This window comes from Bradyrhizobium elkanii USDA 76 (assembly GCF_023278185.1).
In the GTDB taxonomy this organism is placed as follows: domain Bacteria; phylum Pseudomonadota; class Alphaproteobacteria; order Rhizobiales; family Xanthobacteraceae; genus Bradyrhizobium; species Bradyrhizobium elkanii.
In genome coordinates this window covers 5922492-5935992 of sequence record NZ_CP066356.1, presented here as the reverse complement: position 1 = coordinate 5935992, position 13501 = coordinate 5922492, and the positions used below count along the sequence as shown (strand labels likewise).

The window sequence follows — 13501 nt, the reverse complement described above, 5'->3', positions numbered from 1 at the left end:
CGGGCCTTCACGTCGCCACCGTTGCTTGTATTCTGACGGTTCTGGCTTTGAGTGGAGGGCGGAATGGCTCTGATTTTCAGGCATGGCGTATCGGCAGTGGCCGGTCTGATGGTCGCGACATTGGCGGCGCCGCTGCCGGCGCAGGCCGAGCGCCGGATGTGGCCGCAGGCGGCCGCAACGCACCCGATGGACGGGCTCACCACCGACGAAATCCGCTCGGTCTCCGATATCCTTCGCAGCGCCGGCAAGCTCGACGATTCGGCGCGGGTCGTCTCGATGTCGGTCGAGGAGGATCCCAAGGACGAGGTGCGGGCGTGGAAGCCCGGACAGCCATTCACGCGCCGGGCCAGCGCCACGCTGTTGAGCGGCGGGCATCTCTACGAGGCGCATATCGATCTCGCCGCGCGGAGCCTGCTCGGCTGGCAGGAAGTCAGGGATCATGAGGCCGCGTTGACCATCGACGAGCTGATCTCCGCCGGCGACCTGCCGAAGCAGGACCCGCGCTGGATCGCCGCGATGGCCAAGCGCGGCATCACTGATTTCCGCAACGTGATGTGTCTGCCGCTGACGGTCGGGCCGGTGAGCGACCCGGCCCTGAGGGGTCGCCGCCTGCTCAACGTTCCCTGTGTCGACACCACGGGCGCCGCCAACAATCTCTGGGGCAAGCCGATCGAGAACCTGTTCGCCCAGGTCGATCTCAAGAGCAAGACGGTGCTGTCGGTGACCGATCTCGGCGTGGTGCCGCCACCGCCGCAGACGCCCTCGCACGCCTATGCCGACTCCGGAACATATCGCAAGCCGCCGAAGCCGATCGAAATCGCAGCGCCCGAGGGCAGCAATGTGAAGGTGGAGGGCGGCCAGGTCCGCTGGGACAACTGGTCGTTCCACGTCCGCCTCGAGCCGCGCGTCGGCGCCGTGCTGTCGCTGATCCGCTACGATGACCACGGCACGCTCCGCGACATCGCCTACCAGATCTCCGCGAGCGAGATGTTCGTGCCCTATATGGATCCTGCGCCGACCTGGTCGTTCCGCGCCTATATGGATATCGGCGAGTACGGTTTTGGCGTGCTCTCCAGCGAATTGCAGCGCGGCGTGGATTGTCCCGAAGGCGCGCATTATCTCGACCTGACGATCTCGGATACCAAGGGCGCGCCGGTCGTGTCCAAGGGCGCGGTCTGCATCTTCGAGCGCCCGACCGGCGATCCGATCTGGCGCCACAGCGAGCTGATCAACAACACCGCCGAGGTGCGGCCGAACAACGAGCTGGTGGTGCGGATGGCGCCGGTGGTCGGCAATTACGACTATCTGGTGGACTACGTGTTCGACCGTGCCGGCAATATCGACGTGCGGCTCGGCGCCTACGGCATCGACGCGACCAAGGGCGTCGCGAGCAAGACACTGAGCGACCCGACGGCTGCGCAGGATACCGCCTTTGGGACGCTGGTCGACGAACGGCTGCTCGCGGTCAATCACGATCACTACATGACGTTTCGGATCGACATGGACGTCGACGGCACCTCGAACCGGCTGGTCGAGGATCGCTTCAATGTCCGCCGGCTGGAGCAGGGTCAGCGCAAGAGCCTCTGGCAGGTCGACACCAGGCCGGTTGCGACCGAAGGGCCGATCACGATGCCGCTGAACGCGGCGCAGTTCAGGATCGAGAGCACGGGCAAGACCAATAGCCGCGGCTATCGCACGAGCTATCAGCTGATGCCCGGTCACTCCGACGTCTCGCTGCTCGCCAAGGACGATCCGATCCAGCTGCGCGCCGGTTTCAGCGCCTACACGCTGTGGACCTCGGCCTACGCCAAGGACGAGCGCTACGCTGCGGGCATGTATCCGAACGGAAACCCCGAGGTCGACGGCCTGCCGAAATGGACCGCGGCGAAGCGGCCGATCGAGGACCGCGACCTCGTGCTGTGGTATACGGTCGGCTTCCGCCACGTGCCGCGCGCCGAGGATTGGCCGGTCATGCCCGGCCTGTGGCATGGCTTCCGGCTGCGTCCGTTCAACTTCTTCGATCGCAATCCCGCGCTCGACGTGCCGCCGATGGTGAATGCCAGGGAGACGAAATGAGCGGCCGCGCGCATCGCATCGGAGCGGTGGCCGGCGCGCTGCTGGCGTTGCTCGCGATAGGATCGGCCGCTGCCGGCGTGGCGGCTGAAAGCAGGGTTGACGATGCGTCCTTGCTCTATCTGAGCAGTAGCGACTGGGAACGACAGTCTGCACCGCGCAAGGTGGCGCTGGCGGCCGATTTCATGCGCATCTTCTGCACCGACCAGCGCATGTCGGCCATATCGCTGGCCGATTGCCTCGACCGCGACAAGGCGGATGGCGCGCTGTTCGAGCGCGCCATGACTTGTGTGAGTGCGCTGTCAGGAAGCCGCTGAGAGGCCGGCGTCGATCCCTTCGGCGATCCGCCTCACGTCGGTCGACGTCAGGATCAGGGGCGGCGACAGGATCAGGTTGTTGCCGGAGACGCGCAGCATCACGCCGGCCTCGTAGGCGGCATCGGCGACCTTTGCCATCGTCTTCTTGTCGGCTGGCTTCTTGCTGTCGCGATCGGCGACCAGCTCGATCGCGGCCATCAAACCCTTGCCCCTGACGTCGCCGACCAGCGCATGCTTCGCCTTGAGCGCGGCGAGCGCCCGCGAAAGCTCCTCGCCGCGCGCGGCGGCATTCTCGTCAAGCTTGAGGCGACGGGTCTCGGCGAGCGCCGCGAGACCTGCGGCGCAGCCGACCGGATGACCGGAATAGGTGTAGCCGTGGCCGATCGAGCCGAACGTGGTCGTGTCGGCCTCGAAGGCCTCCGCGATCTGCTCGCCGATCAGCGTCGCGCCGAGCGGGAAATAGCCTGACGTGATCGCCTTGGCCATCGTCATCATGTCGGGCTTCACGTCCCAGAGCCGCGAACCCGACCACGCGCCGGTGCGCCCGAAGCCGGTGACGACCTCGTCCGCGATCATCAGGATGCCGTGACGGTCGCAGATCTCGCGCACGAGCTTCATGAAGCTGTCCGGCGGCACGATCACGCCGCCGGCCCCAAGCACCGGCTCCATGATGAAGGCCGCGATGGTGTCGGCGCCCTGGAACGCGATCTCCTCCTCCATCGCCGCTGCGCACAGCTGCGCGAGTCTTGCGGGATCGGTCTCGCTGAAGGGATTGCGGTAGGTCGATGGCGCGGGGATGTGGAACACGCCGGGCAGCATCGGCTCGTAGTTGCGGCGGAAATTGGCGTTGCCGTTGACGGAGGCGCCGCCGAAATGGGTGCCGTGGTAGCCCTTCTTCAGCGCCAGGAACTTGGTGCGGTCGGCCTGGCCCTTGATCTTCCAGTATTGCCGCGCGAGCCGCAGTGCGGTCTCGACCGAGTCCGATCCGCCCGAGGTGAAGAAGGCGCGCACCATGCCTTCCGGCTTGAACCATTCGGTGAGCTCGTAGGCGAGCTCGATCGAGGGGCCGCTCGAGGTGCCGCGGAAGCCCGAATAATACGGCAGCGCGCTGAGCTGGTCCGCGATCGCCTGCTTGATCGGATCGCAGCTGTAGCCGAGATTGACATTCCACAACCCGCCGACCGCATCGATCACGGTCTTGCCGTCGATATCGGTAACTTCAACGCCTTCGCCTTTCATCACGATCCGCGGCGGCTGCGCCCGCATTTCGGCGGGATGGGCCATCGGGTGCCAGATCGGCTTGGCGTTGTTCTCAACCAGGAAGTTTCTGTCGCGCATGATCGTTCCCTGTCCGGCTGGAGCCTTTTTCCGTTCCGATGGAATCGGGACGGGGCTCCAGATTCTAGTTTTGATGCGCTTTCTTCACGCGAACCGGTACTCGCTTCGCTCGAAAGCGCTTTAGTCGAATTGCAGCCCGAAATGCCGCAGCGCCTCGCTGTAGGACGTGGCAGGATTGCGCACATCGAACAGCACCGTGCGCATGTTGCATGCGGCGGCGCCTGCGATGTTGCGGCGCTGGTCGTCAACGAAGACGCAATTGTCTGCCTCCAGCGCCAGTTCGTCCAGCACGCTTTGGTAGGCGCGAGGGTCGGGTTTCAAGATCCCGGTATGCGTGGCATCGACGATGGTGTCGAAGCGCTTGAGGATAGAAAGACGGCTGCGGAAATCGGCACCGTAGAACAGGTCGAGCTCGTTCGAGAGAATGGCGAGGCGCAACCCGGCATCGGCGGCGAGGGTGATCGCGCGCGCTGCCTCGGGGCGGATCACGGTGTCGGGATCGGCGCCGCGCGCGCGCTTCACGAAGGTCTCCATGTCGCGCCAGTCCTCGCCGACCAGGCGCCCGACCTCGCGGCTGCGGGTCAGCCAGTAGTCGCGCTCAGAAATTTCGCCACGCTGCATGGAAGTCCAGAGCGGATCGCTGTCGGGCGCGAACGGTCCGAGCCATTTCAGTGTGCACGGGGCGAGCCCGAGCGTACGCTCGGTCAGGTCATGGGTCTCGAACAATGTCTTCGAGATCACCCCGCCGAAGTCGAGCACCAGCGCCTGGGCAAGCTGCCTCCTCATGCGGCAGCCGTGGTGCGGCCGCGAGGGACAATGCCGGCAGCGACCCATCGGTCGAAGATACCGAGCACCGTTTCGTTGAATGCCGCGCTGTTGATGTGATCCTTGATCTCGTGCAGTTCGACCGGCGCCTTGATCGCCGACCGCATGGCGTCGACGAAGGCGGCGAGGGCGTCGGGATCGTGCAAGGCTTCGCCTTCGCGATCCCATTGCTGGATGCCGCCGGCGGGCAGCACGAAGGCAACGGGAGCGCTAGCCTGGGACAGTTTCTCGGCAATCGCGCGGGCGATCCGTTGGCGATCAGTGGATCCCGACGTTGCCGACGCAAGCAGCCGGTTATGCGCGTGGAATGGACGATCCGACACCTCGTTCGGAACCCCAAGCCATGCCGGGAAGTCGACCATGTCGATCGCCCCGGGCGCGACGATCTGGGGAATGCCGGCTCTGCCCGCATTCTCCAGCCTGTCAGCGCCGGAATTGACCACCGAGCCGGTGAGCTGGTTGGCGACCTCCTGCAGGCTGAGGTCCAGCACCGCGGCAAAGCCACCTTGCGCGGCGATCGATTCCATCGCGCGGCCGCCCATGCCGGTGGTGTGGAAGACGACCACCTCGTAGCCGCGCCGTTCGAGCTGCGGCTTGAGCTCGACCATATAGCGCAGGCAGCTCTTGCCGAGCGAGGTGATCGCAACGACCGGCCGGTCCTTGCGCGGCTTGATTGCGCTTCTGGCGGCGCCGACGATCGCGCCGCAGGCTTGCGACAGCACGGCGGTGCAGGTGCCGTTGAGGCCGTAGAGGCCGCCGGCCCACAGGATCATCATCAGATCGGCGGCGACGCGCTCCGGCGGGATCAGATGCGAGAAGGCGACGGTCGAGACGATCAGCTTCGGCAGGCCGAGCGGCAGCGCCTGCGCGACGTCGAGCGCAAGGTCGGTGCCCATCGTGCCGCCGATCGCGATGACACCGTCGATGGCATCGCGCTCCGCGAGCGCGCGCGCCAGATTGGCGGCGCCGACCGCCATCAGCGACATCGCGGAATTCTCGTCGCCGCTCGATGCGATCGCCTCTATCGTGGTCTGTGCGGCGGCCGCCACCGCGTGCTTGTCATGTGCCGCCTGGTACGGCGGATCGCCGAGCACACTGATGTCCATCATGATGGTTCGGCCACCGGCGCGCGCGATGCACTCGCTCATGAACAGCAGTTCGTCGGCCTTGGTGTCTCCCGTTCCGATCAGGAGAATGCGGGGATGCGTCATCTCGGGCATGACCTTCGGCTCGCCGGCAGGCGTAAGGGAGGGTGACAACCGGTTTGCATAACGCAGGCGGAGCGCTCGGCCATCGTGCGATCACGCTATGGGGACGGGCCTTGCCGTGACATCCACCTATCGGTTGATTGCTGCCAAAGCCTTGATTTGGCGAGGATTGCGCCGTGTCAGCGGTCTTGCTCGGAAGCCGCTTTTGTCATCGTCATAATGATCTCGCATGCAGCAAGCCCAGATCGATCGACTACGCGCGGCCGTCATTCCGGCCCAGCAGCTCTTCATCGGCGGCCGGCCGGCGCCGGCGATCAGCGAGGCACGGCTTGATGTCGTGTCGCCGATCGACGGCCAGGTATTGACCAGCATAGCTGACGGCGACGCGGCCGATGTCGACGCCGCGGTCAGACGCGCGCGGCAGGCCTTCGAGCAGGGCAGCTGGTCGCGCGCGGCGCCGGCGCAGCGCAAGAAGGTGTTGCTGCGATTCGCCGACCTCATCGAGCAGCACGCGCTCGAGATCGCGGTGCTCGGCGTGCGCGACAACGGCACCGAGATCGGCATGGCCTACAAGGCCGAACCGCTCTCGGCCGCCGGCACCATCCGTTACTACGCCGAGGCGATCGACAAGGTCTATGGCGAGATCGCGCCGACCTCAGGCGATGTGCTCGGGCTCGTGCATCGCGAGCCGCTTGGTGTCGTCGGTGTGATCGTGCCGTGGAATTTCCCGCTGATGATCGGAGCGTGGAAGATCGGCCCGGCGCTCGCCGCCGGAAATTCGGTCGTGGTCAAGCCGCCGGAGCTTGCGTCGCTGACGCTGCTGCGGCTTGCTGAGCTCGCCGCCGAGGCGGGGTTACCCGATGGCGTGCTCAACGTCGTCACCGGCCGCGGCTCATCCGCCGGCGAGGCGCTTGCGCTGCACATGGATGTCGATGTGCTCGCCTTCACCGGCTCGGGTGCGGTGGGCCGGCGTCTCCTGGAATGCTCGGCGCGATCGAACCTGAAACGTGTCCATCTCGAGCTTGGCGGCAAGTCGCCCAACATCGTGTTCGCCGATGCGCCCGACATCAGGCATGCGGCCAAGGTCTCGGCGAGCGGGATCTTCCGAAACTCCGGCCAGGTCTGCGTGGCCGGATCGCGGCTGCTGGTGCAGTCCTCGATCTACGATCGCTTCATGGCCGAGCTGCTCGACGCCACCGCCAAGCTCCGCGTCGGCGATCCCCTCGAACTGACCTCGGATATCGGCGCCATCTCAAGCAAAGCACAGTTGCGCAAGAATCTGGACGCCGTTGCCCACGCGGAAGCGCAGGGCGCGACGCGGCTGGTCGGCGGCGAGCAGATCCGCGTCGAGAGCGGCGGCAACTTCATGGCGCCTGCGATCCTCACCAAGGTGACGCCGACTATGCAGGTCTGGCGCGAGGAGGTGTTCGGCCCGGTGCTGGCAGTGACGCGGTTCGAGGGCGAGGAAGATGCCATAGCGCTCGCCAATGCGACCCCCTATGGGCTTGCGTCGGCGGTGTGGACCGCAAGTCTGTCGATGGCGCATCGCATGGTGCGCGCCATCAAGGCCGGCGTCGTGCACGTCAATGCCTATGGCGGCGCCGACATTACGGTGCCGCTCGGCGGCTTCAAGCAATCCGGTTTCGGACGCGACAAGTCGCTGCACGCCCTCGACGCCTATACCGACCTCAAGACCGCCTGGATCGCGCTATGACAGCTGCAACTGCCGAACGCGCCGGCGTTCTGAACCGACTGCTCGATGCCGAGCAGGAGCGCTTTCGCGCGCTGCACCCGCGATCGGCCGCGGCCTGGCAGGAGGGAAGGCAGCACTACCTTTACGGCGGCCCGTCGCACTGGATGCGGCGCTGGGCCGGCGGCTTCCCTGTTTACGCCGAGGAGGCGCAGGGCGCGCATATCAGGGACATCGACGGCCGCGACTACGTCGATTTCTGCCTTGGCGACACCGGCGGCATGTGCGGCCACGCGCCCGAGGCGGTGACCGAGGCCGCGCTTGCTCAGCTCAAGCGTGGCGCGACCATGATGCTGCCGACGGAAGACAGCGTTTGGGTCGGCGCCGAACTGTCCCGCCGCTTCGGTCCGAAATACTGGACACTGACGACGTCGGCGACCGACGCCAACCGCGCCGCGATCCGCATCTCGCGCATGATCACCGGCCGGCGCAAGGTGCTGGTGTTCTCCGGCTGCTATCACGGCGGCGTCGAGGAGGCGCATGTCGAGATCCGCGATGGCCGCGTCGGCTTGCGCAACATGATTCATCCCAACGGCATCGATCATGATGCCGTGAGCCGGGTCGTTGAATTCAACGATGTCGCCGGGCTGGAGGCCGCGCTTGCGCATGGCGACGTCGCCTGCGTGCTGACCGAGCCGCTGATGACGAATTTCGGCATGATCCCGGTCGATCCCGGTTTTCTCCGGGCGTTGCGTGACCTGACCCGCCGCGCCGGCACCGTCCTCATCATCGACGAGACCCACACGCTGTCCTGCGGGCCGGGCGGTTATACCGAGAGCCATGGGCTCGAGCCCGACATTTTCGTCGCGGGCAAGGCGATCGCGGGTGGCATCCCCGCCGGCGTGTTTGGCCTTGCCCACGAGATCGCCGAGCGGCTCTGGAAGATCGTCCCCCACGTCAATCCGCGCGAACGGCAGTCGGCGCATCTTGGATTCGGCGGCACGCTGGCCGGCAACGCGCTGACGGTCGCGACCATGCGCGCGGTGCTGGAGAAGGTGCTGACCTCTGCGAATTACGAGCGGATGATCGGGACCGCGACCTGGCTTGCGCAGGAAGCGCGCAGGCTGATCGCGGCGGCTGGTCTGCCCTGGCACGTCACGCAGATCGGCGCGCGCGCCGAGATCATGTTCATGCCGCAGCCGCCACGCAGCGGCGCCGACGTCATTGCCGGCCGGCAACCCAATCTCGAGACCCTGCTGCATGCGTTCTACATCAACGAGGGCATTCTGGTGACCCCGTTCCACACCATGCTGCTGATGTGTCCGGCGACGTCGGCGCGCGACGTCGACAAGCACACGGCGGTGTTGGCGCAGTTCATCGACTTGCTGCGCGGCGCGGGAGCGATCTGATGCAGGCGCTTCCGTTCAATCTTGACGGCCGGGTCGTCATCGTCACCGGCGGCGGCAGGGGGATCGGCGCGGCCATCGTGAGACGCCTCGCAGAGGCCGGCGCGACCGTGGTGATCGCCAACCGGACGCTTGATGTGGCCGAGGCGTTGGCGCGCGAACTTGTGGCCGATGGACGGTCAGCGCATTGCGTCCCGTTCGACCGGCTCGATCGCGGCGGCTTGCGGGCGATGGTCGATCGCGTCGCTGCTCAATATGGCCGGCTCGATATCGTCGTGCACAATGCCGGCGGCTGTCCGTGGTCATCGATTGAAGAGCTTGATGAAACGAAGCTCGAGGATACGCTGGCGCTGAACCTCAGCGCCAGCATCTGGCTTGCGCAAGCCGCAATTCCGCACATGCGTGCCGTCAGGTTCGGGCGCATCCTCGTGACGTCCTCGGTCTCCGCGCGCGTCGCGATGGGCGGCGGCGCGCATTACTCGGCGGCGAAAGCCGGCGTCAACGCATTCATCCGCGGCGCCGCCTTCGAGCTCGCGCGCGACGGCATTACGGTCAACGGCGTCGAGGCCGGCTTCATCGAAAAGCCGGGCCGCGGCACCATGAGCGCGGCGGAGAACAGGGCGAAGCTCGAGCGCTTCATTCCGATGGGGCACATGGGCAGCGCCGACGACATCGCCTGCGCGATGCTCTATCTCGCCTCCTCCGAGGCCAAATACGTTACCGGGCAGACCATCGTCGTCGACGGCGGCTCGACGCTGCCGGAAACCGGATTTGCCGTCGAACGGCAGTGGGGAGTCTAGATGGGCATGATCCTCTCGGAAAACCGGTTTCCACCTTTCCGGATCACGCCCTGATGCCGCGGCTCGACGGAAAGACGGCGTTGGTGACCGGCGCCGCCACGGGGATCGGCCGGGCGACGGCGGCGCTGCTGGCGTTGAGCGGTGCGCGCGTCGTGCTGTTCGGCCTCGGCGACGCCGACCTGCAGGCCGCAGCAGTGGAGTGCGGCGGGCAGGCGATCCATGGCGACGTCACAAAGCCTGACGACATCGCCAAGGCCGTCACCGCCTGCGGGGCGTGGCTCGACATCGTGGTCAACGCCGCCGGCCTGATCGTGCCGGATCAGCCCGCCAGCGTCTCCGACGAGGTCTGGGCCAAAACGCTCGACGTCAACCTCACGGGGACGATGCGCGTCTGTCGCGCGTCCCTGCCGCTGCTCCGGCAGCGCGGCGGAGCGATCGTGAACGTCGCATCGGTTGCCGCGTTCAATGCGAGCCCGGATAGCGCAAGCTACGCCGCCAGCAAGGCGGCCGTCGTCGCCTATACGCGCTCGCTGGCCTATGCGCACGGCGCCGACGGCATCCGCGCCAATGCGGTGGCGCCAGGCTGGGTGCGCACGCCGATGAGCGCCCATGAAATGCAGCTGCTTGCGGACCAGAACGGCACCACTGTCGATGCCGAGATTCGCGGCGTCGAACGACGCATTGCCCTGGGACGGATGGCCGAGCCCGCCGAGATCGCAGCGTGCTGCCTGTTCCTGGCCTCCGACGAGGCGTCCTTCGTGACCGGCGCGGTGCTGGTCGCCGATGGCGGCGGCCGCGCGCCGACGCAAAATCGCGCCGTCTAGAACAGTCGGCGAGCCGGTCACGAGGCAGGCGGCATCTTGATAACGACCGGCGGATTTGGCACTCTCGCGCGGTCACGTCATTCGATCGAGGGGCGTTATGAACAAGTCATTTTCCGTGATCATTGCCGCCGCCGCTTCCATCGTCGTTCTGTCTTCGACGGCGGCGCGATGCGGCGACTACTATCCGTTTGGCGATCCGCCGTACCGGCTGGACTACGTACAAGAGCCCCAGATCGTATCGGGCTGCTGGAAATGGAATTGGCAGCTGTACCAGTGGCAGGACTACTGCCCGGTCTACGTCAATCCGAAGGCGTATATGTTCTCGCGCTCGTCGCGCGCCGTGCTCCGCACCAAGGGGTGAGGAGAGTTCGGCTGCTTGAGGTGCTCTGCGTCACGCCCATTGGAGCGACGCAGAGCGCGCACTCATGAATGCGCGATGGTGCACGCCACCTGGTGGCGCTTGCCGAAGTTGAGCAGCGCGTTTTCCCGGAAGCCGTCCAGCCAGACGCCGCGGCCCGCATAGCGATAGCCGACGCCCATCGGAACGTGCCGCACATGGATGCCGCCACGGCCGGTGAGCAGGGAGGCCGTGACCACTTCGCCCTCGACCGACACAGCGCGCGGGCACAGCGGATATTGATGGCCGTTCTCACAGGTGAAGACGATCTCGGTGCAGGTCCCGACCGGTGCCTTTGTGACCAGACCAAGGTCCGCTGCCGCCGCCGGCCCGGAGTTGCCGAACAGCGTTGCACCCAACGCCAAAATGCCTGCGACCGTGTAGCCAAACCGAATACGCATCAGTGCCCCCTCGTCCAGCGATAGGCTAAGTAATTGAGGAAAATATCTCGCGCTAAATGAGCAAAAAAAACCACTAAGGTCAAACCTCTGCCCAGTGCGGTGCGGGGAGATCGGCCGGCGCCATTGCAAATGGCGTGTCAGGTGTTGCAAGTTTGCTGCAGTGGGTCTGAATTCGGCTGCAAGCTGGCCGGTAGCGTTAATGCACCTTTACTGGCCACAATTCGCCCTGCAAGTGGTGTGATGTATTGAGTCGTGTTCCGGAGATTGCTTCAATGAGCTGACCGGATCGCATCACGAACGTATTCGGACGGACATCGGGGGTGGGAATGGACTTCCGTGGTGGCATCGCACGTTCGCTACTGACCCTGATGATTGTCTCACTGCCTGCGCTGGCAGCTCATGCGCAGACTCAAGCTCCTCAACCGGCGAACGGCCGGGCCGCGGCAGCAGCGCCGGCTCAGGGCGATCAAGCCTTTTCTGGCCCGAGCTTCCGCAAAGGTCTGTGGCGCTTCGTGCGAACGCTCGATGTGGTCAGGACCGCCAACAAGAACTTCAAGTATCGGGTGGTCAACGCGGAGACGACGCGCTGCGTCGACCCGACCCACGCCATGAAGGCGACCTTTGCCTCGGGATCGATCGGAAGCTGCGTCTCGGACAAGCCGGAGAAGGTTGGCAATCAATACACCTTCGGACGCCGCTGCGATTACATGGGGACGGTCAGCACCGTCATCACCGTGCGCAGCGACGAGGCCTATACCGAGCTGAACGAGATCAGCACCGGAGAGCATCCCCGGACCGACACGGTCGTCGCGACAAGGATTGGCGACTGCGACGACGGTAGCGCGGCCAAGGTTGAGGCCAAGTCTGAGGGCAAGACTGATAAGTCCGTAGCGGCGGCTTTGCAGCACTAGCCGGCAATCGGACGGCGGGTGGCGGCGGACGAGGCGTCCATTCGTCCCCAACGGCGTAGACGCTGCGCTTCCTTTCGCGCCGAAGCTGTCCCGGCCTGAAGCAACCCGGCATTCACCGTGTTTGACGCAAGAGCTCGAGAGAGCTTCGAGCAAAGGCCAAGTATTTACGGGGTCTTAACACGAAATGCTCCTGAATGATGTGAGGTTGGACGTGCTTCAAGCGAAGTCACGCGATCCGCGTCAAGCGGCCGGTTAGGGATTCAATAAATGACATCGCGTGAGGGCTTCGCCCCGTCGAAGATCTTCGTATCCGCGCTTGGCGTCGTGACCGCGCTTTCCGTGTTCGTGCTCGCCGCCTCGAGCGCCATGGCGGAGGAGGGATTCAGCGGGCCGACCTTCCGAAAAGGAATGTGGCGCTTCGTGCGGACGCTGGAAATCGCCACGTCCTCGAACGTCCGACAAACGCTGCTCGCGCGCGAAATGACGCGCTGTGTCGACCCGACCCAGGCGATGAAGGCGACCTTCTCATCTCCGTCCGTTGGAAATTGCCACTCTTCGCGGCCGGAGAAGATCAACAACAAATACGTCTTCTCGAACCGCTGCGACTATCTCGGGCCGGTCAGCACTGTCATCACGGTTCTCAGCGACGAGGCCTATACCGAGGTCAACAAGACCAATGTTGGCCAGGCGCCGCGGACCGACCGTGTGGTTGCCCGCCGAATCAGCGATTGCCACGAGGATAGGGCTTCGCTCAGCCAGCCGGCCTCCGCACCGAGCGAGGTGCCGGAGCAGGACTCGGCCGACGGCGAGCCGCTCTAAGGCGGCCGGTCTGCGCGAGCCTTCAGGGCATCAGCTTTCCAGTCACCCGGTCAGATCTTTTGCTGGCCTCCCGGGCCGCCGACCTTGACGGTGATCTTCTGAATTTCGGTTCGGCCGCCCTGATACTTGACTTCGATGGTCAGGGCGTCGTCGCCGAGAAATTCCGGCGGCGCCTTGTAGAAGGCGACATAGGCTGGCACCTCGAGCGCCAGGCAGGCTTTGTAATTGGTGGCCTTCGCCTTCGCCGACTTCACTACAACCTTTCCGGCAACCGGTGCAGTGACCAGGCGGATGGTCGGCAGCGGCCCTGACGTGCAATCAGGTAACACGTTGAGGTAGAGGCCAATTTGGGTGTCCCGGTTGGCCAGGGCGCGAACCTGGCGCTCCACCGTGGTCTCCTGGGGGGCGGGTTGTGCAGGGGCTTGCGCGGCCGCCGCGCCGAAACAGCCCCAAATCAAGACAGCGGCACACGCCCGAAGAATCACCCGCATC

14 protein-coding genes are annotated in these 13501 nt (G+C 65.5%); 9 read left to right on the top strand and 5 right to left on the bottom strand.

From position 1 onward, the window contains the following. The first annotated feature begins 63 nt into the window (after positions 1-63). Both JEY66_RS28805 and JEY66_RS28800 read left to right on the top strand, forming a co-directional pair. Entirely contained in the window at positions 64-2076 is a 2013-nt protein-coding gene (locus JEY66_RS28805) for a copper amine oxidase (protein WP_080650346.1), read from the top strand. Next, positions 2073-2390, top strand: a complete 318-nt coding sequence (locus tag JEY66_RS28800; RefSeq protein WP_018270865.1) for a hypothetical protein — start codon at positions 2073-2075, stop codon at positions 2388-2390. The genes JEY66_RS28805 and JEY66_RS28800 overlap by 4 nt, the downstream gene beginning before the upstream one ends. On the opposite strand, the gene JEY66_RS28795 is transcribed toward JEY66_RS28800, so the two are convergent. The 3 genes from JEY66_RS28795 to JEY66_RS28785 form a co-directional block, all read right to left on the bottom strand. Then, positions 2376-3728, bottom strand: a complete 1353-nt coding sequence (locus JEY66_RS28795; RefSeq protein WP_018270866.1) for an aminotransferase class III-fold pyridoxal phosphate-dependent enzyme — start codon at positions 3726-3728, stop codon at positions 2376-2378. The genes JEY66_RS28800 and JEY66_RS28795 overlap by 15 nt on opposite strands. 120 nt (positions 3729-3848) lie before the next feature. Beyond that, on the bottom strand, positions 3849-4514 hold the full coding sequence (locus tag JEY66_RS28790; RefSeq protein ID WP_018270867.1) for an HAD family hydrolase: 666 nt from the start codon (positions 4512-4514) through the stop codon (positions 3849-3851). Then, complete coding sequence (locus JEY66_RS28785; protein ID WP_018270868.1) at positions 4511-5773, bottom strand: Tm-1-like ATP-binding domain-containing protein; 1263 nt, start codon at positions 5771-5773, stop codon at positions 4511-4513. Before JEY66_RS28785 ends, JEY66_RS28790 begins: the two co-directional genes overlap by 4 nt. Positions 5774-5990: 217 nt before the next feature. Here JEY66_RS28785 and JEY66_RS28780 point away from each other — a divergent pair, with 217 nt between their 5' ends. From JEY66_RS28780 to JEY66_RS28760, 5 genes are all read left to right on the top strand, one after another. Next, positions 5991-7475, top strand: a complete 1485-nt coding sequence (locus JEY66_RS28780; protein WP_018270869.1) for an aldehyde dehydrogenase — start codon at positions 5991-5993, stop codon at positions 7473-7475. After that, on the top strand, positions 7472-8860 hold the full coding sequence (locus tag JEY66_RS28775; RefSeq protein WP_018270870.1) for a transaminase: 1389 nt from the start codon (positions 7472-7474) through the stop codon (positions 8858-8860). Before JEY66_RS28780 ends, JEY66_RS28775 begins: the two co-directional genes overlap by 4 nt. Beyond that, positions 8860-9657 carry an SDR family oxidoreductase gene (locus tag JEY66_RS28770; RefSeq protein WP_018270871.1) on the top strand — a complete coding sequence of 266 codons (798 nt, stop codon included), beginning with the start codon at positions 8860-8862 and terminating at the stop codon, positions 9655-9657. The genes JEY66_RS28775 and JEY66_RS28770 overlap by 1 nt, the downstream gene beginning before the upstream one ends. Positions 9658-9710: 53 nt before the next feature. Beyond that, the gene (locus JEY66_RS28765; RefSeq protein WP_018270872.1) at positions 9711-10481 is read left to right on the top strand and encodes an SDR family NAD(P)-dependent oxidoreductase; all 771 of its coding nucleotides are present in this window, start codon (positions 9711-9713) and stop codon (positions 10479-10481) included. Between the two features lie 97 nt (positions 10482-10578). Then, entirely contained in the window at positions 10579-10842 is a 264-nt protein-coding gene (locus JEY66_RS28760) for a hypothetical protein (protein ID WP_018270873.1), read from the top strand. A gap of 62 nt (positions 10843-10904) precedes the next feature. Here JEY66_RS28760 and JEY66_RS28755 read toward each other — a convergent pair whose 3' ends face one another. After that, the gene (locus JEY66_RS28755; RefSeq protein WP_016845748.1) at positions 10905-11279 is read right to left on the bottom strand and encodes a hypothetical protein; all 375 of its coding nucleotides are present in this window, start codon (positions 11277-11279) and stop codon (positions 10905-10907) included. A 326-nt stretch (positions 11280-11605) separates the two neighbouring features. Here JEY66_RS28755 and JEY66_RS28750 point away from each other — a divergent pair, with 326 nt between their 5' ends. Beyond that, positions 11606-12190 carry a DUF3617 family protein gene (locus JEY66_RS28750; protein WP_018270874.1) on the top strand — a complete coding sequence of 195 codons (585 nt, stop codon included), beginning with the start codon at positions 11606-11608 and terminating at the stop codon, positions 12188-12190. Between the two features lie 267 nt (positions 12191-12457). Beyond that, entirely contained in the window at positions 12458-13009 is a 552-nt protein-coding gene (locus JEY66_RS28745; RefSeq protein WP_018270875.1) for a DUF3617 domain-containing protein, read from the top strand. A 50-nt stretch (positions 13010-13059) separates the two neighbouring features. Here the strand turns inward: JEY66_RS28745 and JEY66_RS28740 are convergent, their stop codons facing one another. After that, positions 13060-13500: a hypothetical protein gene (locus JEY66_RS28740; RefSeq protein ID WP_244620856.1), complete on the bottom strand. Its 441-nt coding sequence runs from the start codon at positions 13498-13500 to the stop codon at positions 13060-13062. Position 13501: the final 1 nt, after the last annotated feature.